A 21652-nucleotide genomic window follows, 5' to 3' on the forward strand; every position below is an offset into this window, starting at 1 on the left:
TCTACGTCGACCAAACCTCCGTGTCCGACTACGGCGCCCAGATGGCCATGGCCGTCCTCGCCCTGCTGCCCGTGATGCTCTTCTTCATCCTCTTCCAGCGCTACATCGTCGACGGCGTCGCCACCCAAGGCCTCAAGGGCTAGCTGGGGAATCGGCAGTCAGGGCAGCAACTCGACGAGGGAGCAGTATGAAGGTCACGATCCTGGGCGCCGGCGCGATCGCCGGCGCCCACGCCCAGGCGATCCGGGCCCTGGCGGCCCACGGCGGCCCGGCGGGCGTGGAGCTGACGCACGTCGTCGACGTCGACGTCGACGCCGACCGCGCGGCCGCGTTCGCCGCCGAGCACGGCGTGCCGCACCACGGCACGGACCTGCAGGCGCTGCTCGACGCCGGCGAGGTGGACGTCGTGCACGTCTGCACGCCGCCGTCGGTGCACCTGGACGCGGCCGTGGCGGCGCTGCGGGCGGGGGCGCACGTGGTGGTGGAGAAGCCGGCGGTGCTGTCGCTGGCGGAGGCGGACGCGCTCGCCGACGCCGAGCGGCAGGCGGTCGACGCCGGGCTGCCGGGCCGGTTCACGCAGGTCGTGCAGCACCGGTTCGGGGCGGGGATCCAGCGGCTGCGCCGGTTCCTCGACGACGGCACGCTGGGGCCCGCGTACGTCGCGCAGTGCGACACGCTGTGGTTCCGCACCCCGGAGTACTTCGAGGTGCCGTGGCGGGGTCGCTTCGACACCGAGGGCGGCGGCACCACCATGGGCCACGGCATCCACCAGTTCGACCTGCTGCTGGCCGTGCTCGGCCCGTGGACCGAGGTGCGGGCGATGGCCGGGCGCCTCGCGCGGCACACGGACACGGAGGACGTCTCGACGGCGCTGGTGCGGTTCGCGGGCGGCACGATGGCGACGATCACGAACTCCGCGATCTCGCCGCGCCAGACGTCGCGCCTGCGCTTCGACACCGAGGCCGCGACCGTCGAGCTGGAGCACCTGTACGGCTACGACGACACGAGCTGGACGGTCACCCCCGTGGCCGGGCGGGAGGACGTCGCCGACGCCTGGGCGGCGGACGCGGCGGCGCACGAGGCGTCGGACGGCGGCGCGAGCGGCCACCTCGCCCAGCTCGTGCCCACCTACCTCGCCCTCGCCGAAGGACGCACGCCGCCGGTGACCATCGCGGACACCCGGGCCACGCTCGAGCTGGCCGCCGCGATCTACAAGTCCGCGTTCACCGGCGCCGTCGTGCACGCCGGCGAGATCGTCGACGGCGACCCGTTCCACGCGTCCATGGCGGGCACCGGCACCCCGTGGCCGCCGGTCAAGGACTTCGCCACCGACCTACTCCCCCACGTAGCCACGGTGGCCTCCCGATGAGCCTGCTGTGGCACGACAGTGGCGACGCGCTCGCCGCGCACGGGGCGGACGGTGCGGAGCTGTTCACCTACGTGTACCGGCCGGCCGACGTGTCGTACGAGAGCCCGCGACCCTACCTGCACCCGCTGCGCACGCGGGGCGGCGACCTCGTCTCGGCCTACCGGCCGTGGGACCACGTGTGGCACAAGGGAATCGCGTGGTCCCTACCCCACGTGGGACCGTGGAACTTCTGGGGTGGCCCCAACTACGTGCGCGAGCGCGGCTCTTACGTCGATCTCGACAACGACGGGTCGATGGATCACGAGCGATTCAGGTCGATCGACGACACGCACGTCGTCGAGGAGCTTTCGTGGCGGACGCCAGCGGGACGCGTCGTCGTCCGGGAGCGTCGTAAGCTCGCCGCGTATGTACCCGATGACGATCCGTCGGCGTGGGTTCTGACGTTCCGTTCCACGATGACCAACGTGTCCGACGGCCCGCTGCCCATCGGCAGTCCGACGACGAACGGCCGGGAGAATGCCGGTTACGGCGGCCTGTTCTGGCGCGGACCGCGGTCGTTCACGGGCGGGCACGTGTTGCGCCCGGATTCCCACGGGTCCGTGACGAGCGCCGACGCCGAGGCGGCACGTGGCCTGCGGTCGCCCTGGCTTGGGTATGTCGGACGGCACGACGGTTCCGCGACCGGAACCGACGGCGGGTCTCGCGCCTCCACGGTGCTCATCGTGGACCCTGGCACAAATCCGGGACGAACGCCGCAGTGGTTCGTGCGTTCGGAGCCGTTCGCCTGCCTGTGCCCTGCTCCGGCCTTCAGCGAAGAGATTACGTTCGCGTCAAGTCAGATTCTGACCTTTGAGTACGCCGTAGTCGTCGCGGACGGCGACAGCGACGGGACTCGTGCAACGGCACTGGTTGACCTCGGCCGAACGAGCTTCGACCTACTGCGATTGGCCCACACGGCTTAGGCCACGGCAGTCTGCAGCCTGTCCATCTGGTCGGCTGTGCTGCTCTCCGCCGCTCAGCGAAGCCGGTCACGATTCCGGTGCGGGATCGCGTTTCACGCATCGCAGTTCGGCTTCGACACACATCGGTTCAGAGTGCGACATCACGGTAGAGACACCTTATGACGTCGACAAAGCTAGGCTTGAGGCCTGAGCCCGTGAACGTTGGACGGCATTTGAACTGCCATTCACCAGTTCGGCAAAGCGTAGCCGCGACCGTACGTGCGACCGGGATGGCTCGGGAGCGGCGACCTCCGGCCGAAGGTCCGTCGCTAACACCAGAATCCGCGGGTGAACATCCTTGGTCACTGCCACGTGACGAGGAACGCACCGGCGTATTCCCCCCGGTCCAGGCACCGTACCGAGCTGCGTGCCTGCGGGAGCGAAGTACAGGTGCTTGGCCACACCGCGATGAACTGCCCAGGAGACTCGGTCGTCGGTGAAGCGGAATACGGCGGACAGCCGCTCCAGCTGCGCCGTGGAAAGCTGGCTGACACCGTTCATCCGCTCCATGCCGACGTGGACTTCGTCGAGGACCTGTGGTCCGGTGCCGAGGGTCCCGGCGAGGTTGATCAGCTCATCGAAGAGCTGGCGGTACCGCTCGGAGCGATCGGCGAAGGCGCGCGCAAACCGGATATCGCCTGCCGCTCCGGCGAGCTGCGATGCGGTCACCGAAATCTCGCCGTGGAGGCGGACCAGGGTACGCAGCACCGAGGCGCTCGGAGCGCCAGCCGTCAGGTAGAGCGCGGCATTGCGCAATGCGGCGATCGCGCCCTCGACGCCGTCGGGATGAGGGCGGGGTGTGAGCATCGGCCGTGGGTGGGCGCCGCGCAGGTCGATCTCGTACCCGGACGGTTCGATCCGGGCGTCGGCCCACCTGGCGCAGTTGCGGACGTTGGCGAGGAGTCCGACCACGCGCCCGGTAGTCCGCGGCCTACTTGGATGGGCGCGGCTGCTTGCACCTGTGGTGCTCCGGCCGAGGTGACGCCAGCCGGGGAACCGACTGCAGCGGTCGTCGAGTTGGACGATGGCGGTGGCGAAGTCAGCGACGTCCTTGAGGACGACGATCTTCTGTGGGGCTAGCAAGCGGTCGATGACGATGGTCAGGTCGCGCTCTCGTGCCGTGAAGGCAGTGCACGCCGCCTGGCGCCAGAGTTCGACGAAGGGTGTGTCGCGGCGGGTGCCCATCTCCCAGGGGTCGGCCAGCCGTGCTCCGGGCAGGGTCTCGATGCTTGGTCCGCCGGCCTCGAGCCAGCGGAGCATCCGGCGGGGCGGCTCCTGCTTTGGGCGATCGTTCGCCGCCGCGCGCGTGAGGTCGACGAGGTATCGCCACAGGACGGCACGGTAGCGCTGTACGTGGTCTGCCCGGAACTGCACCGCTTCAGGGTCGACGTTCTCGCGACGGTGTGGGTGTGGTCCGCCGATCGCGAAGTACGGATACCGCATCGCCAGCAGGTCGGTGAGGATCCGGCGCAACTCGGATGAACTCTGCCCGTAGGTCATGGCGCGTCCTCGTCACGCAGGAACGCCAGGTGGTTCGCTCGCCCAGACGGCGTCGAGCCGGTCGCGGGCGGCAAGGAGCGCGGCCGGGTCGGGCCCGTGCCCGCTGAGCTCCTGGATGGCGGCGCTGGCCGCGGCTCGCATGACGGGCCGCGTGACACTGACGAGAGGTAGCGCCGGGACGAGCGCCGCTGGTGCCCTCAGCATGTCGACCCGGTCAAGGACCTCGGCGTAGCCGGACCACTGCTCGAGTGGTGCGGTAGTGCACAGGCCGGCGAGATGGGTTCGCGCGATCTCGTATGCGACGTGGTGCCTGTAGTACAGGGTCGAGGTGCCCGGCGTCTCGTGGTCGGCTGCGTCGGCCGATGGCGTGGCCGTCAGGTCATGGCCCCAAGCCTCGTCGAGCGCAGCGAGCAGGTGTTCGACCCGCTTCCACGGTGTCCCGAAGGCTACAAGGGTGCCGATGGCTGCGCGTGCGGCGTCGTAAAGATCGTCGCGGTTCGTTCCTTCGGTGAAGGTGGTAGCGATCTCGACGGGATAGCCCACGATTTCGAGGGCGTCGGATGCTCCAGCTTCCGGTGGCCGGTCCGCATTGCCCAGCGCATGCTCGATGACTGTGAAAGCGTCGGCGGCCGCCTGGCTGCGGGATGTCCGCTTGAGCGCGGCGACGCAGCTGGCGGCCGATCGACGGGCCGATCGGTGGGCGGTGCTCCATCGTTCGGTTGTCATGTCACTCCCCCGTCAGGTGGCCGGCGGCGCGATGCGGCGCGGCATATCTGTCAGGTGTGCAACCGTCCCCGGCCACTGTTGCTAGGCACGTGGCCTGGGACTGCTGCACGGATAGGTGACACCTGACCTGTGGTGCCGTGAGGCACTGCTGGAAGGATGTGTCCCGTGCCCAGACCCCACCCCAAGGAGTTCCGCGACGACGTCGTGGCGATCGCCCGCCAGGGCGAGTGAATCGCCCTGGGTTTCTTGGAGGCTCCTGACCTTGGAAACGAGGATGGAGCCATGCCGAAGGAGCAGACGCCCGGGAAGCCGCAGACGCGGCGGTACTCGGATGAGGAGAAGGCCGCGGCGGTGCGGATGGTGCGCACCCTACGGGCGGAGCTGGGGACCGAGCACGGCACGGTGCAGCGGGTCGCCTCGCAGCTGGGCTACGGCGTGGAGTCGGTGCGCCAGTGGGTCAAGCAGGCCGAGATCGACGACGGCTACGCGCCCGGGGTGCCCGCGGGCGAGGCCCGGCGGATCAAGGAGCTGGAGCAGGAGAACCGGGAGCTGCGGCGCGCGAACGAGATCTTGAAGCGGGCTGCGAGTTTCTTCGGGGCGGAGCTCGACCGCCAGCACAAGAGGTAGTGGCGTTCATCGACGCCAACCGTGGCGATGTCGTCGACGGGGCGCGGCTCACAGTCGTGTCCATCTGCACCGTGCTGCGCGCGGCAGGGGTGCAGGTGGCTGTGAGCACGTACTACGCCGCGAAGAAGCGCCCTGCCTCGGCGCGGGCGTTGCGTGACGCCGAGCTGCGCCCGCGGCTGCGGGCGCTGTGGGATGACAACTACCGGGTCTACGGGGCGCGGAAGCTGTGGAAGGCCGCCCGCCGCGCAGGGCATGACGTGGGGCGTGACCAGGTTGCCCGGTTGATGCGCGCCGAGGGCATCGAAGGTGCCCGACGGACCAAGCGGGTCCGCACCACCAAGGCGGCCGAGGGCGTGCCGCGGCATCCGGACCTGGTCGGTCGGGACTTTAACGCCATGGGGCCGAACCAGCTGTGGGTCACCGACCTGACCTACGTCCCGACCTGGGCCGGCGTGGCCTACGTGTGCTTCATCATCGACGCCTACTCGCGCATGATCGTCGGCTGGCGGGTCGCGGCGCACATGCGCACCACGATGGTCCTGGACGCGATCGAGATGGCCCGGTGGTCTCGCGGCACCCGCCTCGAGGGACTGAGGTGTCACAGCGACGCCGGATCTCAGTTCACGAGCCTGCGCTACGGCGAACGCCTGGCCGAGATCGGCGCGGTTGCGTCGATCGGGACGGTGGGCGACTCGTATGACAACGCGTTAGCCGAGACCGTCAACGGCTACTACAAGGCCGAACTCATCCGCGGACCCGCCCGACCCGGACCGTGGAAGAGCGTCGAGGACGTCGAGCTCGCGACCCTGGGGTGGGTCCACTGGCACAACACCGAGCGCCTGCACGGCTACCTCGGCGACGTCCCGCCCGCCGAGTTCGAGAACGCCCTCTACGCTACCCAGCAGGGGTCGAGGGCCCTGGCCGAAATCAAATAACCAGAGCCTCCATCAGACCCAGGGCGATTCAGAGTCCACGGTCAAGCAGGTCGCGAAGGACTTCGGCATCAGTGAGTCGTGCCTGCGCAACTGGCTTCACCAGGCTGACGTCGAGGACGGCGCGAAGCCCGGCGTGACCTCCTCGGAGTCCGCCGAGCTGCGCGAGGCAAGGAAGCGTGTGCGGCTGCTGGAGCAGGAGAACGAGGTCCTGCGCCGCGCCGCGGCGTACTTCGCCCAGGCGCACCTGCCGGGAAAATGACCTACCCGCTCGTCCGTGAACTTGCTGCTGACGGTGTCCCCGTCGCGGTGACGTGCCGGGTCCTGGGCCTCGCCCGCCAGCCGTACTACCGATGGCTCGCTGACCCGGTCACTGCGACCGAGCTCGAGCAGGCCTACCTCGCGAACGCCCTGTTCGACGCCCACCGAGACGACCCGGAGTTCGGCTACCGGCTGCTCGGCGACGAGGCCCGCTCGGTGGGTCACAAAGCGTGTGACCGCACGATGTGGGCCCGGTGCGCCGAGGGTGGCTGGTGGTCGGTGTTCGGCAAGAAGCGCGGGTCCAAGGGCGGCAAGAAACCCGGCCCACCCGCGCACGACGACCTCGTGCTCCGTGACTTCACTGCCAGTGAACCCAACGAACTGTGGCTGACCGACATCACCGAGCACCCCACCGCCGGCGGCAAGGTCTACCTCTGCGCGATCAAGGACGTGTACTCCAACCGGATCGTGGGGTACTCCATCAGCGACCGCATGAAGTCCTCTCTCGCGGTCGACGCCCTGAACTCCGCGGTCGCCCGCCGTGGCATCGACGGCAGTCAGGTGGCCGGCTGCACCGTGCACTCCGACCGCGGATCCCAGTTCAGGTCCAGGAAGTTCCTGGCCGCGCTGCGCCACCATGACCTGGTCGGATCCATGGGCCAGGTCGCCTCCGCGGGCGACAACGCAGCCATGGAGTCCTTCTTCGCCCTGCTGCAGAAGAACGTCCTGGACCGGCGTCGCTGGACCACGCGCGAGCAGCTGCGGATCGCGATCATCACCTGGATCGAACGCACCTACCACCGACGTCGCCGCCAGCAACGTCTTGGACGCTTGACCCCCATCGAGTACGAAGCAATCATCACGACTCAGGTCGCACTCGCCGCCTGACAACCGCTGTCACCTATCCGTGCAGCAGTCCCTCCTCTCCGAGGTGGTGCGTTGGTGGGTTGAGATCGCCGTCAGTTTTGAAGCACTGCTTCCGCTTGTGCGATCGGACAGACGGGGTGCTCCTCGGGCCTGCGCTCGAATGTCACGGCGTATGGAGGTGCGCCGCAGCCCGATTGCAGCAAGCCAGCAACTCGATGAGGCGGGCGAGCACGCCACCGCCGACGACAAACCCCCGTCACAGCGCCCGGACCAGCACGAGCTCCTCGCCCTGCTCGAGAGTTGAAGCGCAGGCCCGACGGCGTGAAGCCGAGCTTGGCGTAGGCCGCCCGGGCGCGCGGGTTGTCGACATGCACGCCCATCCGAGCACGCTCGATGCCCCGGCCCCGCGCCCAGTCGAGTAACCCGTCGATGAGCCGGCCCAACAGGCCGACGCCCCGGTCCTCGGGGCGCACGAAGACACCCACGATCTGCACCTGGTGGCGCTCCACCGGCTGCCCGAGAACGTCCATGGCACCCGGCTCCTCGACGAGACCAGTAACCGTCCCCATCCAGCGGCCGTCCTCGTCCACGGCGACGAACCCCGCCACGACCTCGCTCGTCGAGTTGCCCCGTGCCCGGACCTTCCAGAAGTCGTCCGGACGCGCCGCCGCTTCCTCATACGACTCCAGGAACGCGACCGGGGCTGCCGGGTCCCGCAGTGCTGTGAGCCGAAGGTCTCGGATCTCGCGCCACTCGTCGGCACTGGTGTGGCGTACCGTCGGCATCTTCGTAGTCATGCCGAGGACCTTGCCACTCGCCGCCGCACCGTGTCCCCGAAATTCCTGTTGCTCGCTGGCGAGGTTTCGAAACATCCAGAACCGGCTTCTGGTGCACCTCAGAATCGGTCGATTCTGAGACGGTCGACGTCGCGCGGTCGAGGCCTGTCGTCCGGGCAAGACCACGCGCTAGCTTTCGGCCTTCGTGCGCGATATGTGGCCGGCCTGGAAGTACTGGACCAAGGTGACCGCCGCGAAGGTCGCCGCTTCCGCGTCTGCGCCACTGACTCCGAGAGGGACCTCCGGGTCATCGGTCCCGTGACGGTCGAACTCACTGCGCCACACCATCCCCATCAGGTGGTGGATCGTGTCGCGTGAGTCGTTGTGCTCGTCGCCATCGAGTCGGACGCAGAAGTTCGAGCGGCCAGTACGAAGGTTGCTCATCAGCTTCCCGAGAGTCGCGTCGTCGTCATCTGGAGCGAGCGTGCTCTTGCCCGCGGCTTCGATCGCCTTCACCGCGTGCCAGTAGGCCCCGCTCGGATCAGGGTGCAGGCCGTAAAGCTTGGACCAGGCCAGGCGCAGGTGTTCTCCCGCTCGTCGTTTCGGACCTGAAGCCGCCAGGTGGGCCGCGGAATCGGCGGTCGGCGAGACCTCCTGGCGGAGGCCGTAGTAGCCGCGACCGCGCTCGTCGGTGCCAAGCATCACGACGCGCCAGACCGAGTGAGCCTCTTCGAAGAGACCGCTCAGCATCTGACGTCGCTCAACGGACTGGTCGTCGAGGTCACTGCACAGCCCGCGCAGGGTGAAGTCGATGAAGTGGAGGAGGGTGGCTTGCCGGTCTTCCAGTTCCAGTTGGTAGAGGAGGGCCTGGGCTTCGTTCGTCGGCGCTCCGAGGCGAGGCCCAGTCGTTTTGAGGGCATCGTCGTTCTGCACGAGGAACGTCTTCAGGGCGCCGTACGCCTCAGGGGTCATCTGGGTCCGCGTGGGGTAGAACAGTTCCAGCCACTCCCGCAGCCATCGGCGACCATGCTCGTTGAAGGTCCTGCGCGGCGTGAGCCACTCGTCGATGGGGGTCCACCCCTCCCGGACCGGCAGCGGGAGCATCCATTCCGCACTCTGCTGATCGTCGACGGTGTCGCCCTCGTCACCCATGCGAGGAGGCTACGCGGCGACGGGAAGAAGGGGCGCGGCGCGGTGCCCCTTTCACCCGTGGCCAGCTGCAGAAGTCTCGGCGGAGGCCTTACAGCACCTACGCCACGAGGAGGGATCTTCTCAAGGAATCGTGCATCAGATGCACGAAATCTACGGTGGCCTGCGGTGACACGGGCAAGAGGCCGGCGAACCTGGCGACGTCAGGACCGGGCGATGGGCGCCCTGACCTGCACAGACGGCGATCTTCGCCGCGGGGTGCGAGCACTTGCATCAGATGCAACTCGCACTCCTCCCAGGCCGATAAACCCGATTATGCCGGATTGTCTGTTATGAGGCGTCTCGCTGGGCCCTGTCTTTCTCGTCCCGATCGCGCGCCTCCAGGTCTTCCAACTCGACCTCGAACTCGTCGAGCGTGTGGGCGAGCCCGTCGATGAACGCCGCCAAGTCCCGGGCGAGACGTGTCCGGTCATTCGCGAAATCCCAAGCGTACGGCGCGGGCCAACGCCCAATCTCTGCACGCTGTAAGCCGTCTTCCACGATGGCCACGGTTGCGCTGAGCTGCAAGGGCTCCCAACGTCCGGGCGGAGTCTTCGGGTAGCTGTGCGACATCTGCCCGGGGCCGTGGTGGCGTACCTGACCGATCTTGCCGAACCGCTCGCTCAGAAGTGCCAGGCGCCGCCGGTACTGGCCTAGGCGGAGCTCCAGCAGTTCGGCCGTGGTCCTCTCGCATAGCTCGGCCAAGCTTGTGAGAGTGAGGTTGCTGTTGCTGGCCATCCGCGGGGCGCCCGACTGGAAACCTGCCTCGGTGAGGATTATCCCGCGATCGGCGCCGACGTCGTTCACGATCTGTGCCAGGAGCGCGACGCGCGACTTGTCCACCGGGCGCTTCCAGTGTTTGCACTCCACGACCCACGTCTGGTCGAGTCCTGCGCGGCGGAGGCGCACGACGACGTCGATGTCATGCTCGCCGCGTGCGCCCTTGACGGTCACGTCCGTCTCCGCCTCCAGACCCAGGGAGCGGTAGAACGCGGCCGCCTCCTCTTGGTACTCCTGCCACGTCGTCGCCACACGACCAGTGTGGACGGATCTGCGGCTTGTGCACACTAGCCGTCCCCCACCACCGTGAGTCGAGCTTGACAGCGCATGGTGACCTGGACCGTGCGTCGCCGGCCACTGGGAAGTTCTGGCACACGACGACCACGTCCAGGTTCGTGTCGGTCAAGGACGTCGCGGCCGTGCTCGCGATCACCGAGACGGCCGTGTACACGCTGCTCAAGACCGGTAGCTGCCGGCGAATCAGGTCGTGCCGAAGCGGGTATGGCGGATCGAGCCGGCGAAGCTCGAGGAGCACATCGAGCGGCAGTACGCGGCCGCGCGTGACGCCCTCTCCAAGGGCCAGGTCGCGCCCGAGGACGACGAGGAAGAGGTCAGCCGCGCGCCGCCCGGGCGCCGGACTTGGCTTCGTTGCCGAGTTTGAACACTTCGCGGCCAGGCGCTCACTGGACGCGGATCGTGATGAGTTGCTCGCCGTCCTGGAGCTGTTCGTGGAGGAGTGCGCGCCCGCCCTCGTATGTCGCGGCCTCGACCTCGACCTGCCGGCCTGCAGTCGCAGGATGAAATCAGCTAGGCTCGGCGGCCTGGCGGATGGGCTCGAAGCCGATCCACCCACAACCCCGAGCGGGCCGAGCGGACACAGGAGTGCGCGATGAGTGACAACGACAAGTCCATCCTCAGGGGAGTCGACCCGTCCAAGCGGCAGGAGCTCGAGGAGAAGAGCCTGATCGGCTCGGGATACTCGTTCAACGACAGCGGCCAGGCGACCAACGTGGTTAAGCAGGACCTGCAGAACGACGACAACGACGATTGATCCCCAGCGGCTCTGCGGCGCTCGTCAGCTTCTTGCTGCTCGTGGCGCCAGGGATGGTGTGGCAGTTCCAGCAGGCACGTCACGAGCCGGCCGTGAAGGAGACGGTCCTCGTCGAGGCCTCCCGCGTAGTCATTGCCTCGCTCGTGGCCACGGGTGCGGCCGGTCTCGCGTTGTCGTGGATGTGGGTCCCCCTCTACGAGCGTGTGCGGACCGCAGACCCCGACGCCCTCTCTCTTCCAGGTGCGACGGTGCCCTACTTCGCGGCGGCCGCCGCCACTTCGCTGCTCGCCTGCGGGTTGGCGCTACTTGCAGCCGCTTTCAAATGGCCGGGCCGGGCGCCCATCAGTGCGGGACGGGCTTGGAGCCAGGCATTCGTGGGCCGGCGGCCGCCCAACACCGAGCAGCCCTGGCTCATCGTCGAGCTCCTGGACGGGACCGTCTGGAAGGGAACGCTGCAGCACTTCGATACCGACCCTGACGACGACCACCGGGCGCTGCTGCTGGGCGAAGACCTCATGCGCAGGGACCCCGGCGCCAAGGAGTTCAAGCCGGTCGGTGACGCAGGCCGGAACGTCATCCTCCCGGAGTCCCAGATCAAGAGCACCCAAGTGCAGTACATCGCTCTGAGGCCGTCCGAGGTCGCGGCGCCCGCGGGTGCCGAACCATCGGACGGCGAGACAGAGGTAGGTCGTTAGGACCAGCGAGCCCGGCGCTCGAACGACGTGGCGGCGAACGGTCGACACCGACACGCCCGGTGACGATGATCTTGTCCCCGTCGCGGACGACCAGAACCTCGGCGAAAGCGTGCTGACCGCCGACGAGGTAGGTGACCTTGCTCAGGGTGAAGGTGCCGGCGCTGGTCAAAGTCTTGACGAGGGTGTCTGCGGGCAGGTTCGAGGACACCTTCTGCGGCACGGGCCGCGGCCGCCGGGCGGTGGGCGGGGGGTCCGGCTTGGGGCGCGGCGCGGCGGCCTTCGGTGTCGCTTCCCAGGCCGTCAGGGGGGTGACGCGACCGGGCAGCGCCTCGTGTGGGCGCTCGGTGTTGTGGATGCGGTCGAACTCGTCGACCTGGGCTGTGCAGTTGCTCGAGCGTGTCGGCCAGGGGCTGCTTGTCGAGGTAGCGGAACAAGGTCTGGTGGAACCGTTCGTTCTTGCCCTGGGTCGTCGGCTTGGTCGGCTTGCCGGTGATCGGCTCGGTTCCCAGAGCGCTCACGTGTGCCACGAGCTGGCCGACGTAGCCGCGGCGGGACGGGTTGAGCGCCGCGCCGTTGTCGCTGAGCAGCCGTTGGGGCACGCCGTGGGCGGCGATGGCCTTGTCCACTACGGCGATCGCGCCTTCGGCGGTCTCGCCCCATGCCACGTGAGACGCGACCGCGTAGCGCGAGTGGTCGTCGATGAGCTGGAAGATCACGCACTCGCACCCACCGGTCAGGACGTACTCCGTCGCATCCAGCTGCCAGCAGGCGTTCGGCGCCGGATACACGAACCGCCGCCACGCTGAGCGGGGCTTCTTCTTCGGCTCCAGGCGAGCGACGCCAGATCCGCGACAACGACGCCGTCGAGGGCACGACGGGCAGCCCCATCGCGTGCATCTTGTCGTGCACGCTGATCGGCCCGTGGTCCAGGCCGGAGGCCTCCAAAGCCGCACGGACCCCGATCGCCTGCTTCTTGACCTCCTCGCTCAACCTCGCCGGGCTCGTCGCGGGGCGCCGGGTCCTCGGTTCGAGTACTGCGGCCGGCCCCTCGGCCCGGGCACGCTTGCGCAGCTCGTAGAACGACTTGCGGGAGATGCCGTGCTCGGCGCAGAACGTCGTCACCGCCCCGCGGGGCGCGTCAACGGGCCACTGCGAGATCGCGAGGCGGACACGAGGATCGATGGGTTCACTGACAGCCACCGACGAAGCCTGGGGGCTGAAGTGTCACCATCAAGACGACTTGAAGTGTCACCGATGTCCTGATGCAGAACTGTCACCGATGTCCTGCGACATGACACCGGCGCGGTCATGGTCACCCGTCCAGTATCGAACAACTGTTCGAGTCGGCTCTACCATGAGGGGGTGACAGGCGAAGGGCGGCGAGACGATCGCCAGGTGTGGCAGCGACCCGACGGCAGAAAGTACTGGCCGGCGGAGCGGCCCCTGAATGTCGCCCCCGTGCCGCGGGCAGTCCCCGTGAGGCCGCAGGGTTCCTACGCGGTGATCGTTCGCCTTCTCTGGGAGACGTGGGAGGAGATGATCCCGGGCACGGCCATCCGGTGGGCCGAGGGCCGAGTTCTGGTGACCGTGAAGCCGCCGAACGCCCCGAGCAACGTCACCGAGCTGCTGTGCTGGCTGCACCAAGAGGACGTCTACCGAACCCTCCCCCGGCGCCCCCGCGCAGTCCCGACGTTGGGCGACGAGGGCGCGCACAGTTGAGTCGCTTGCAGGCACGACAGAAGTGCGACGCCACGCCGACCGCCCGGCGCTCCCAAGCTCCGATAGAAGCGCCGACACGATGGGCCGGTCGGACATCCGCCGGCTTCCCTCCTGCCACTGGGTCGACAGGCACACCTGTTGGGTGCCCACCTGCGCCCTGGAGGTATTCGATGCCGGACTACGAACGTCCTGTGACGTCGGCCGAGGAGGCCGGCGAACACCTACGAGCCTTGGCGCACGCGACACGCTGGTTCGACAACCCCGGGGACACGTACTGGGTGACCGCCGACCTGCTCGCGATCACGCGGCGCCTGGGGTCAGTGCTGGTGCACGTCGCGTCGGCGCACCTATGCCACCGGGAGCAGGCTCACACCGACGACGGCAACGTAGTCGAGGGCGCCGAACATGCATATGACGCGGCGATCTTGCTGCGCAGGGCGTCGCTGCAGCTAGATCGCGTCCAGGCTCTTGTCACCGAGGCGCAGTCCCACTCGGGACGGATCGCCTGGTACGAGCCAGCCGCCCAGGCGCCAGGAGCGGACGAGACGGCGCGCCCTGCTCCGCCGCCGACCGAACGGCGGAAGGTGGTCGACCTCCCGACCAAGCACGCCCGGGACGCGCGGCGCGGCATCACGCTATGACCGGCCAACGGGTCCACGCGGCCGTGTTGGTCGCACCTGCCGGCGAGCGTCGCCGGTGGCGCAAGGCGCGCCGTCGGGCCGCCGCCCAGGTCGTCGCCCGGGAACGCGCGGCTCGCAAGGCCGAGGCCCAGGCGCGAGGGGATGCCGAACGCGCCGAGCGTCGGGCAACGGTCGTTCTGCCGAAGGCCGGCGAGCGTGGCCCTGCAGCACTGCGCACGGCGGGGCGACTGCGGATCCCGCAGCATCAGGACACGTCGGCGACGTGGGGTGGGGCGTATCCGTTCCTGGCCGAGGGCGGTCTCGGGTCGGACGGGATGTTTGTCGGGCAGGACCTGTACTCCGGGTCGGCGTTCGTCTTCGACCCCTGGGTGCTGTACTCCCGGGGGTTGATCACCGCGCCGAACGTGGTCGTCGCGGGCATCGTCGGATCCGGGAAGTCGTCGCTGGCCAAGTCTCTGTGCACCCGGTCGGTTCCGTTCGGACGGCGGGTGTACGTGCCGTGCGACCCGAAGGGCGAATGGACCCCCGTCGCGGCCGCGGTCGGCGGGATGACGATCAGGCTCGGGCACGGGCTGCCCGCAAGGTTGAACCCGCTGGACGAGGGCCACCGTCCCGGGGGCGTCGACGACGCCGAATGGGCAGCGCAGCTGACGGCCCGCCGCCGCGATCTGCTCGGGGCGCTCGCCGAGACCGTGCTGGAGCGGCGGTTGTCGCCGCTGGAGCACACGGCGATCGACGTCGGCCTGACCGCAGCCGTCCGCTCAGCGCAGGTCCTCACGTTGCCGCTGGTTGTGGACCGGTTGCTGTCCCCCGACCCAGGGGACGACGTCGACGGGCGGCTCGTCGAGGACGGACGCCTGCCCGGTCACGCGCTGCGGCGCCTGGTCGCCGGGGACCTGGCGGGCATGTTCGACGGGCCGTCCACGGTGCGGTTCGACCCGACGCTGCCGATGGTGACGCTGGACCTGTCGGCGGTGGCGGAGAACTCGACGGCGATCTCGCTGCTGATGACATGTGCCTCGGCGTGGATGGAGGCGGCTCTTGCCGACCCGGACGGTGGGCAGAGGTGGGTGGTCTACGACGAGGCGTGGCGGCTCATGTCGTACCCGGCGCTCCTGCGGCGCATGGACGCACACTGGCGCCTGGCCCGCTGGTATGGGATCGCGAACATGCTCGTGTTCCACAAGCTGTCCGACCTGGAGAACGTCGGCGACGCCGGCTCGGCGATGCGAGCCCTGGCATCCTCACTGCTCGCGAACGCCGAGACCCGAGTCATCTACCGGCAGGAGTCCGACCAGCTCGGCCCCACCACGGCAGCACTCGGCCTGTCGCGAACCGAGCGTTCCCTGCTGCCGACTCTGAGCACCGGCCAGGGGCTGTGGCGCATCCGGGAGCGGGCGTTCGTCGTGCAGCACCAGCTCCACCCCGACGAGGCCGCGCTGTTCGACACCTCCGCACGCCTCGAAGGCCGCCCCACCACCTCGCGTCCGCTTGGCGGACCGGGCACACCTGGAAGGCAACCGGACGGCGGAGGAACGATATGACCAGGCACGGGGATGACGAGGCGCGGGCAGCCGCGCGAGCGCAGAAGCTCGATGCCGCGCACACGCGCCTCGTCGACGCGGTCAGTGCGCTCACGTCAGGGGCGGACTGGCGGCGCGCGCTGGCGTTCGCGGCACGGTTCCGGTCGCGGTCGTTCAACAACACTCTGCTGATCTACGTCCAGCACCTCGAGGCGTACGAGCAGGGGCGGGTGCCCGAACCGATGCCGACCTACGTCGCGGGCTTCCACCAGTGGCAGCGCCTGGGCCGGCACGTGCTCAAGGGGCGGGCCGGGTACACGATCCTCGCGCCCGTCACCGCCCGCTACGCCAGCGCAGACCCCAGCGGCGATGAGTGGCACCGCCTCCCGCCACGGGAGCGGCCGGCCCCGGGCGAGGAGGTCCGCAGCCGGATGATCGGGGTGCGGCCCGCGTACGTGTGGGACGTGTCCCAGACCGACGGCAAGCCGCTGCCCGCGCCGCCCGCACCACAGCTCCTGCAGGGTCAAGCGCCCGACGGGCTCTGGGATGGGCTGGCCGCGCAGGTCGCCGCCCGAGGCTTCGCCCTGCGCGCTGTCCCGGCGGCCTCCGCGATCGGCGGCGCGAACGGGCTGACCGACTACCTCGCCCACACCGTCACGGTGCGTGCGGATATGGACGACGCTGCCAGGGCGAAGACCTTGGCGCATGAGCTCGGACACGTGATCCTGCATGGTCCAGATCACGACGATGCCCGTTCGCACACCGGGATCGCGGAGGTCGAGGCCGAGTCCCTCGCCCTGATGATCGGCGTCGCGCACGGCCTAGACACCACCGACTACACCGTCCCGTACGTGTCCTCCTGGGCCGCATCCGTACCCGGCAAGGACCCTGTCGACGTCGTCGCGTCCACGGCCTCCCGCGTGCGGGCCGCCGCCCTGTCGGTCCTCGACCAGCTCGACACCACCCAGATCGGCACCGGCGAACCGCCAGGTCTCAACACCGCCCTCGAGCCACCGCGGGAGCGGCCGCTCACATCGCGCTCCCGCGGCGCGGACCGGGCGGCGACGGTGACTCGATGACGCGCCACGCCACGGAGGTGCAGACCGACCTGCCTCGCCTGCAAATCTCGTACGCGACCGACTGGACACCGACCCTCACACTGAACAGCGAGCCCTACGAACTGCCGACACCGACACCTGGGGTGAACCGGCGCGACCCCCGCGATCTCGGCCGGCTGGTCGCGCTCGCCCTCGACCGAGCCGTGCACGTCCTAGCCATCAACCCCGAGGGCGGCACCTACACCACGATCGCCGCCCCCGACCCGAGCACCGACGACGGCGGCGGAGTTGAGCGCCCCGTCGCGAGCGCCGAGGACCAATCCGCTGGCACCGCAGACAACGGGACAACGGAACTCTCCGAACCCGAGTGGCGCTACCCCTTCGGCGTCGTCGGAACCGGCTTCCTTCCCGGCGAACCGGTCTGTGTCGCCGTCGTGGTCGCCACCCGCGAGGCACACGACGACGGCACCGCCGAGCTCCCCCTACCCGCCGCGCTGCTCGACCACCTGCCCGCGGCGATCGTGCTCCTCGGTCGCGCCTCGGGCACCCTCGTCGTCCACGACCCCGCCGACGTCGCCCCCGCCACCAACGTCACGGCGTCGGCATGAAGGGCACCTGCGGGTCGGACGGGCTGACCAACCTGGCCCTCGCGCTCCTTGCCACGGCCGCGGGCCTGGGCCTCCTTCTGCGCGCGGCAGGCTCGATCACCGCCCACCTCACAAGCACTACGGCCCCGTCGAAGGGCCTCGCGGGCGGACTGCGCGTCCTGCTCACCCCTACCGACCCCGCCACCGCATTGGACGCGCCCGGGCTGCACCCGGTGTGGTTCTGGACCGTAGCCGCAGCACTCCTTGCTGTCACCGCCACTCTGGCATGGGGTGCTTGGTACGTCTTGCGCCAGTCGCACGGCAAGAGCTCCCGTGATCCGCACCAGTTGGCCGGCACCGCCACCCCTCGCGACGTCGCCAAGGCAGCCTCCCGAAAGGTGCTCCTGGGCCGCTCGAGCCAGCTGCGCCCGTCCCTGGCACGCCCGCGGCCGCAGGACGTCGGCTACCTGCTCGGCACCTGCCGAGGCAAGGACGTCTGGGCCTCGGTTGAGGACTCCGTCCTGGTGCTCGGCCCGCCCCGCTCCGGCAAGGGCCTGCACCTGGTCATCAACGCCATCCTCGACGCCCCCGGGGCGGTCATCACCACCTCGACCCGGCCGGACAACCTCACCGCCACCATGCGCGCGCGCAGCCGCCACGGCCCAGTCGCGATCTTCGACCCGCAGCACCTCGCCGAAGGGCTGCCACGCGGGCTGCGCTGGTCGCCCCTGCGCGGCTGCGAGAACCCGCTGACCGCCATGATCCGCGCCAACGGGTTCGCCTCCGCCACCGGCCTGTCCACCGGCGGCGTCGAGTCCGGCGGATTCTGGGAAGGCAAGACCCGCACCGCCCTCCAAGCCCTCCTGCACGCCGCCGCCCTCGGCCACTGCACCCCCAGAGACCTGTTCGCCTGGTCCCTGTCCCCCGCCGCCGCGGCCGACGCCGTCGCCATCCTGTCCGCCCACCCCGACGCCGCCCCCGGTTGGGCCGAGTCCCTCGAGACCACCATCCACTCCGACCCCCGCACCCGAGACTCCATCTGGATGGGCGTCTCGCTAGCGCTGACCTGCCTCGCCGACCCTCGCGTCATGGACGCCGTCACCCCCCGCCCGGGTGAAGAGTTTGACCCCGTCCAGTTCTTGCGGGCCGACGGCACTCTCTACCTGCTCGCCACCGGCGCCGGAGCATCCGCGTCCTGGTCCCTGGTCGCCGCCTTTATCGAAGACCTCGTCGAGACGGCACGCACCCTCGCCGCCAGCTCTCCCGCCGCGCGCCTGGACCCACCACTGCTGCTCGCGCTCGACGAGATCGGCAATCTCTCGCCACTGCCGTCCCTGCCGACGTTGATGGCCGAGGGCGGCGGCACAGGCATCACCACCATGCCCGTACTGCAGTCGCTGTCCCAGGCCCGCGCGAAATGGGGCGACCACAACGCCGGCGCCATCTGGGACGCCTCCATCATCAAGATCGTCCTCGGCGGCGCGTCCGTCGCCCGCGACCTGCAAGACGTCTCCGCCCTCATCGGCGACCGCGACGAAAACACCGACACCGTCTCCTCCGGCGACCACGGCGCCCGCTCCGTGCAACGCTCCACCCGCCGAGTACCGGTCATGCCACCCGAGACCATCCGCACCCTGCCGTTCGGCACCGCACTCCTCCTGCTGCGGTCGGCAGCGCCCCTGATCACCGACCTGCGCCCCTGGACCGCCAGGCCCGACGCCAGCGAGCTACAGGCCGACCGGGCCCGCCTCGAACGCGAGCTGCGCCGCAACTGACCAGCCGACGCTCGGGCCGAGTACCCAGCGGTGAACGTCCGGTGCTGGTGCACACGACACACCTCCAGGACGAGCGGGCCTTCTTCACGACCAAGCCCGCAGAGGCCCTTCAGGAGGATCGTCATGACCATCCCGACACACGAGTCACTGGCAGGGTTCATCGTCAACGACGCGGACATCTCGTTCACCGACGACGGCACCACCCGCGCCCACTTCCGCGTCGGCGTCGAGCACTGGCACCGCGAGGACGACGGCACCTTCACCCAGCTCGACAGCTCGTTCCACGACCTTCTCCTGTACGGCAAGACCGCCGAACGAGCCGCCGACCAGTTCCGCAAGGGCGACCAGTTCGTCGCACACGGCCACGCCACCACCTTTTACGCCGAACCCCCCGCCCGGCCGGCCGAACGCGAGGTCTTCATCGCCCGCCGCATCGGACACGACCTGGCACGCACCACCTACGAGGTCGACCGCACCCACGCACCCCGCCAGAGCGTCGACTCCGCCCCCACGCCCGCGGCGCCAACGCTCGAGAGCGCGGGTACCTCGCCCTCCGGCGACACCAGGATCGCGCGCCAGGCGCCGTCCCCGCCGACTCCTCCGTCTCCGGTAGGTACAGGCGCCGAGGCACCTGCCCCACAGCGCAGCAGCAGCCCCGGTTCCCGCGCGATCGGCCTGTGACCGACGTGGCTACCCCCGACAGCAATTCGTGGCCGGACGAACGCAGTGCGCCAGCTCCGCAGGATGACCAGGTCGACGACACTTCCGCCGAGCCTGACACGGCGTGGCGCACGCGCCGTACCCTCGACGCCGAAGCCACGGACGAGACCGTCCTTGGGGCCTGGCTCGGCGCCGGACTGGACGACGCTGCACCCGACGCCGATGCACTCCCCACGCCGGCCGAGCCCGTGGACTGGCGAACCCTGAGCGCAGACGACGCGAGGACCGAGTGGCAATCCCTGGACACCTTCGTCAGGTGGTTGCGGACCACCTACGGCCTGCCACCCGCCATCCTGCCGCCACTGTGGCACCGCCACCCCGAGCTCGTGTGGGAGTTGTCGGCCCTGCACACCCACTGGCTCGCCTGCTACGAACCCGGCTCCTCCGGCTCCGGACCGATCGCCTGGCACGCCGACTTCGCCGACGCCCGCGAGCGCCTGCGCGAGTGGGTGTCCACGAGCGGCACGCACGCCGACCGGGACCGACCAACCCGGATCAGCACCTGGCCCGGAGAACCACCGACACCGTCCGGCGAGGAACGGCCCATCCTCGATCGGGATGCCGACTTCGCCGCATTCGTCGAGGCCGACGTCCAGGCCCGCCACTCCACCCATGAGGCCGTACACCCGGTGGACACCCCCATCGCCCAGCGGCACGCACCCGGAGGATCGTGATGAGCGTCGACAGCAACGAACGACGGCGCCAGGCCGACAAGATCGCCGCCTACGACCACGCAAGCACCAGCGCACGACCGGCGCACCGCATCATCGCGCGACACCTGTGGCACGCGCTCCGCGACCTCGGCTTCGACCAGGGACGGGTACTCGCGGTTGGTGAGGACGCAGCAACGCTGCTCGGCCTCCCGCACACCGACGGCTTCTCGTTCGCGTCCCTGGCCGCCGATGTCACCGCGGAACACCGGCCGGGCGACCGTCTCCAAACGGCCCGCTACCGACCCCATGCCGACGATCGCTTCGACGTCGTGATCGGGTTGCTGCCGTACAACGACGTCCGCCTGCAAGACCCGGCCGACGTCGTGCTGCGGCGCGCCACCCAGGGACGTCTCGCGGTCACCCTCGAAGGCCTCACCCGCCCCGGAGGGCTGACCGCAATGCTCGCCTCGCACGACCTCATGGACAACCTCTACCCCGGCGTCCGCGGCCTGATACACGATCGCGGAGACCTCCTCGGCGCCGTCCGGTTGCCCGCAGGCGCTCACCGCCAGCTGCCCGGCCTCGATCTGCCCACCGACCTGATCCTGCTGCGACGCCGCACGTTCAACGAACCAGCCCGCGGGGAGGCCTTCACGGACTCCGTCACCGTCACCGTGGAGGGCCGCACCGCATCGATCAACACCTATTACGACTCACATCCAGTCCACATGCTCGGCACCGTCGCCACCGACCCCCTCGCGTGGGGACCAACGTCCATCACGGTCACCAACTCCCCGGACCAGCTCGGCGACGACCTCGACAGGATGCTCAGCAAGATCATCTCGTCCGCCCTCCGCATCGGGCTCACGGTGACCCCAACACCCTTGCGGGGTACTGAAACACAGCGGCCGAGGGCCCCGGAACGTTCTCCCGTGTCCCGGGCACCCCGCGCCCACGCGCCCTCGCGAGGCGACGCGGACGCAGGCCGGCGAATCCATCGCCATCCAGGGCTTGAACGCTGAGATCGCGTCGCGCAGGTGAGCACCGAGATCGGTCGCCGACCTCGGTGCTCGAGCTATCTCAGCCGGCGCGCCGACCTGTTCGAACGGCGACGACGAGCCGCTCCCGCAGCTCGTCGATATCAACACGGATCAGTCTCCCGATCCGATACCCGGTCACTGTGCCGTCAGCGATGCGGCGTCG

General features: G+C 69.4%; 19 protein-coding genes and 2 pseudogenes. 15 read left to right on the forward strand and 6 right to left on the reverse strand.

Features of this window, described 5'->3' with window-relative positions:
* The 3 genes and pseudogenes from ACQP6G_RS20500 to ACQP6G_RS20510 form a co-directional block, all read left to right on the forward strand.
* Positions 1-143 (forward strand): annotated as a pseudogene (locus tag ACQP6G_RS20500) (carbohydrate ABC transporter permease); the annotation flags it as partial.
* Positions 144-187: 44 nt separating this feature from the next.
* Positions 188-1369 carry a Gfo/Idh/MocA family protein gene (locus tag ACQP6G_RS20505; protein ID WP_429767135.1) on the forward strand — a complete coding sequence of 394 codons (1182 nt, stop codon included), beginning with the start codon at positions 188-190 and terminating at the stop codon, positions 1367-1369.
* Positions 1366-2331, forward strand: a complete 966-nt coding sequence (locus ACQP6G_RS20510; protein ID WP_429767136.1) for a DUF6807 domain-containing protein — start codon at positions 1366-1368, stop codon at positions 2329-2331. The genes ACQP6G_RS20505 and ACQP6G_RS20510 overlap by 4 nt, the downstream gene beginning before the upstream one ends.
* A 156-nt stretch (positions 2332-2487) precedes the next feature.
* Here the strand turns inward: ACQP6G_RS20510 and ACQP6G_RS20515 are convergent, their stop codons facing one another.
* Both ACQP6G_RS20515 and ACQP6G_RS20520 read right to left on the reverse strand, forming a co-directional pair.
* Positions 2488-3870, reverse strand: a complete 1383-nt coding sequence (locus ACQP6G_RS20515; RefSeq protein ID WP_429767138.1) for a hypothetical protein — start codon at positions 3868-3870, stop codon at positions 2488-2490.
* A 12-nt stretch (positions 3871-3882) separates the two neighbouring features.
* Positions 3883-4596, reverse strand: a complete 714-nt coding sequence (locus ACQP6G_RS20520) for a hypothetical protein (protein ID WP_429767140.1) — start codon at positions 4594-4596, stop codon at positions 3883-3885.
* A gap of 282 nt (positions 4597-4878) precedes the next feature.
* Here ACQP6G_RS20520 and ACQP6G_RS20525 point away from each other — a divergent pair.
* Together ACQP6G_RS20525 and ACQP6G_RS20530 are read left to right on the forward strand one after the other, a co-directional pair.
* Positions 4879-6158, forward strand: a protein-coding gene (locus ACQP6G_RS20525; protein WP_429767141.1) for an IS3 family transposase whose coding sequence is annotated in 2 segments (ribosomal slippage) — positions 4879-5182 and positions 5182-6158 — 1281 coding nt in all. Because the reading frame shifts where the segments join, the coding sequence is not laid out codon by codon here.
* Positions 6159-6183: 25 nt separating this feature from the next.
* A pseudogene (locus ACQP6G_RS20530) lies at positions 6184-7304 on the forward strand (IS3 family transposase); the annotation flags it as partial.
* A gap of 71 nt (positions 7305-7375) precedes the next feature.
* Here ACQP6G_RS20530 and ACQP6G_RS20535 read toward each other — a convergent pair.
* The 3 genes from ACQP6G_RS20535 to ACQP6G_RS20545 form a co-directional block, all read right to left on the reverse strand.
* The gene (locus tag ACQP6G_RS20535) at positions 7376-8080 is read right to left on the reverse strand and encodes a GNAT family N-acetyltransferase (RefSeq protein WP_429767143.1); all 705 of its coding nucleotides are present in this window, start codon (positions 8078-8080) and stop codon (positions 7376-7378) included.
* A gap of 168 nt (positions 8081-8248) precedes the next feature.
* Positions 8249-9211, reverse strand: a complete 963-nt coding sequence (locus ACQP6G_RS20540) for a hypothetical protein (RefSeq protein WP_429767145.1) — start codon at positions 9209-9211, stop codon at positions 8249-8251.
* Between the two features lie 327 nt (positions 9212-9538).
* On the reverse strand, positions 9539-10279 hold the full coding sequence (locus ACQP6G_RS20545; RefSeq protein WP_429767146.1) for a restriction endonuclease: 741 nt from the start codon (positions 10277-10279) through the stop codon (positions 9539-9541).
* Positions 10280-10916: 637 nt separating this feature from the next.
* Between ACQP6G_RS20545 and ACQP6G_RS20550 the strand changes: the two genes are divergently transcribed.
* Together ACQP6G_RS20550 and ACQP6G_RS20555 are read left to right on the forward strand one after the other, a co-directional pair.
* Positions 10917-11078: a hypothetical protein gene (locus ACQP6G_RS20550; protein WP_429767147.1), complete on the forward strand. Its 162-nt coding sequence runs from the start codon at positions 10917-10919 to the stop codon at positions 11076-11078.
* Positions 11075-11773: a DUF6338 family protein gene (locus ACQP6G_RS20555; protein WP_429767149.1), complete on the forward strand. Its 699-nt coding sequence runs from the start codon at positions 11075-11077 to the stop codon at positions 11771-11773. The genes ACQP6G_RS20550 and ACQP6G_RS20555 overlap by 4 nt, the downstream gene beginning before the upstream one ends.
* On the opposite strand, the gene ACQP6G_RS20560 is transcribed toward ACQP6G_RS20555, so the two are convergent.
* The gene (locus tag ACQP6G_RS20560) at positions 11770-12726 is read right to left on the reverse strand and encodes a DDE-type integrase/transposase/recombinase (RefSeq protein WP_429767150.1); all 957 of its coding nucleotides are present in this window, start codon (positions 12724-12726) and stop codon (positions 11770-11772) included. The two genes, ACQP6G_RS20555 and ACQP6G_RS20560, sit on opposite strands and share 4 nt — an antisense overlap.
* 936 nt (positions 12727-13662) lie before the next feature.
* Between ACQP6G_RS20560 and ACQP6G_RS20565 the strand changes: the two genes are divergently transcribed.
* The 8 genes from ACQP6G_RS20565 (at position 13663) to ACQP6G_RS20600 (ending at position 21471) form a co-directional block, all read left to right on the forward strand.
* Positions 13663-14133 (forward strand): hypothetical protein, encoded by a 471-nt coding sequence (locus ACQP6G_RS20565; RefSeq protein WP_429767151.1) that lies wholly within the window; start codon positions 13663-13665, stop codon positions 14131-14133.
* Positions 14130-15677 carry an ATP-binding protein gene (locus tag ACQP6G_RS20570; RefSeq protein ID WP_429767152.1) on the forward strand — a complete coding sequence of 516 codons (1548 nt, stop codon included), beginning with the start codon at positions 14130-14132 and terminating at the stop codon, positions 15675-15677. Before ACQP6G_RS20565 ends, ACQP6G_RS20570 begins: the two co-directional genes overlap by 4 nt.
* Positions 15674-16735, forward strand: coding sequence for an ArdC-like ssDNA-binding domain-containing protein (locus ACQP6G_RS20575; protein WP_429767154.1), 1062 nt, complete (start codon positions 15674-15676; stop codon positions 16733-16735). The genes ACQP6G_RS20570 and ACQP6G_RS20575 overlap by 4 nt, the downstream gene beginning before the upstream one ends.
* On the forward strand, positions 16732-17322 hold the full coding sequence (locus ACQP6G_RS20580) for a hypothetical protein (RefSeq protein WP_429767155.1): 591 nt from the start codon (positions 16732-16734) through the stop codon (positions 17320-17322). The genes ACQP6G_RS20575 and ACQP6G_RS20580 overlap by 4 nt, the downstream gene beginning before the upstream one ends.
* Positions 17319-19076, forward strand: a complete 1758-nt coding sequence (locus ACQP6G_RS20585; protein ID WP_429767157.1) for a type IV secretory system conjugative DNA transfer family protein — start codon at positions 17319-17321, stop codon at positions 19074-19076. The genes ACQP6G_RS20580 and ACQP6G_RS20585 overlap by 4 nt, the downstream gene beginning before the upstream one ends.
* 123 nt (positions 19077-19199) lie before the next feature.
* Complete coding sequence (locus ACQP6G_RS20590; protein WP_429767158.1) at positions 19200-19757, forward strand: single-stranded DNA-binding protein; 558 nt, start codon at positions 19200-19202, stop codon at positions 19755-19757.
* Entirely contained in the window at positions 19754-20470 is a 717-nt protein-coding gene (locus ACQP6G_RS20595; protein ID WP_429767160.1) for a hypothetical protein, read from the forward strand. The genes ACQP6G_RS20590 and ACQP6G_RS20595 overlap by 4 nt, the downstream gene beginning before the upstream one ends.
* A complete protein-coding gene (locus ACQP6G_RS20600; protein ID WP_429767162.1) occupies positions 20470-21471 on the forward strand; it encodes a hypothetical protein in 1002 nt (333 codons plus the stop codon). Before ACQP6G_RS20595 ends, ACQP6G_RS20600 begins: the two co-directional genes overlap by 1 nt.
* Positions 21472-21652: the final 181 nt, after the last annotated feature.

Origin of the sequence: Isoptericola nanjingensis (assembly GCF_050311635.1) — a bacterium.
GTDB lineage: Bacteria > Actinomycetota > Actinomycetes > Actinomycetales > Cellulomonadaceae > Isoptericola > Isoptericola nanjingensis.

Excerpts from the sequence above, each read along its gene's own strand:
- ACQP6G_RS20535 (WP_429767143.1), bottom strand. The coding sequence starts at position 8,080 with ATGACTACGAAGATGCCGACGGTACGCCACACCAGTGCCGACGAGTGG.
- ACQP6G_RS20505 (WP_429767135.1), top strand. The coding sequence starts at position 188 with ATGAAGGTCACGATCCTGGGCGCCGGCGCGATCGCCGGCGCCCACGCC.
- ACQP6G_RS20590 (WP_429767158.1), top strand. The coding sequence starts at position 19,200 with ATGACCATCCCGACACACGAGTCACTGGCAGGGTTCATCGTCAACGAC.
- ACQP6G_RS20510 (WP_429767136.1), top strand. The coding sequence starts at position 1,366 with ATGAGCCTGCTGTGGCACGACAGTGGCGACGCGCTCGCCGCGCACGGG.
- ACQP6G_RS20520 (WP_429767140.1), bottom strand. The coding sequence starts at position 4,596 with ATGACAACCGAACGATGGAGCACCGCCCACCGATCGGCCCGTCGATCG.
- ACQP6G_RS20570 (WP_429767152.1), top strand. The coding sequence starts at position 14,130 with ATGACCGGCCAACGGGTCCACGCGGCCGTGTTGGTCGCACCTGCCGGC.
- ACQP6G_RS20575 (WP_429767154.1), top strand. The coding sequence starts at position 15,674 with ATGACCAGGCACGGGGATGACGAGGCGCGGGCAGCCGCGCGAGCGCAG.
- ACQP6G_RS20550 (WP_429767147.1), top strand. The coding sequence starts at position 10,917 with ATGAGTGACAACGACAAGTCCATCCTCAGGGGAGTCGACCCGTCCAAG.
- ACQP6G_RS20580 (WP_429767155.1), top strand. The coding sequence starts at position 16,732 with ATGACGCGCCACGCCACGGAGGTGCAGACCGACCTGCCTCGCCTGCAA.
- ACQP6G_RS20540 (WP_429767145.1), bottom strand. The coding sequence starts at position 9,211 with ATGGGTGACGAGGGCGACACCGTCGACGATCAGCAGAGTGCGGAATGG.
- ACQP6G_RS20585 (WP_429767157.1), top strand. The coding sequence starts at position 17,319 with ATGAAGGGCACCTGCGGGTCGGACGGGCTGACCAACCTGGCCCTCGCG.
- ACQP6G_RS20565 (WP_429767151.1), top strand. The coding sequence starts at position 13,663 with ATGCCGGACTACGAACGTCCTGTGACGTCGGCCGAGGAGGCCGGCGAA.
- ACQP6G_RS20515 (WP_429767138.1), bottom strand. The coding sequence starts at position 3,870 with ATGACCTACGGGCAGAGTTCATCCGAGTTGCGCCGGATCCTCACCGAC.
- ACQP6G_RS20600 (WP_429767162.1), top strand. The coding sequence starts at position 20,470 with ATGAGCGTCGACAGCAACGAACGACGGCGCCAGGCCGACAAGATCGCC.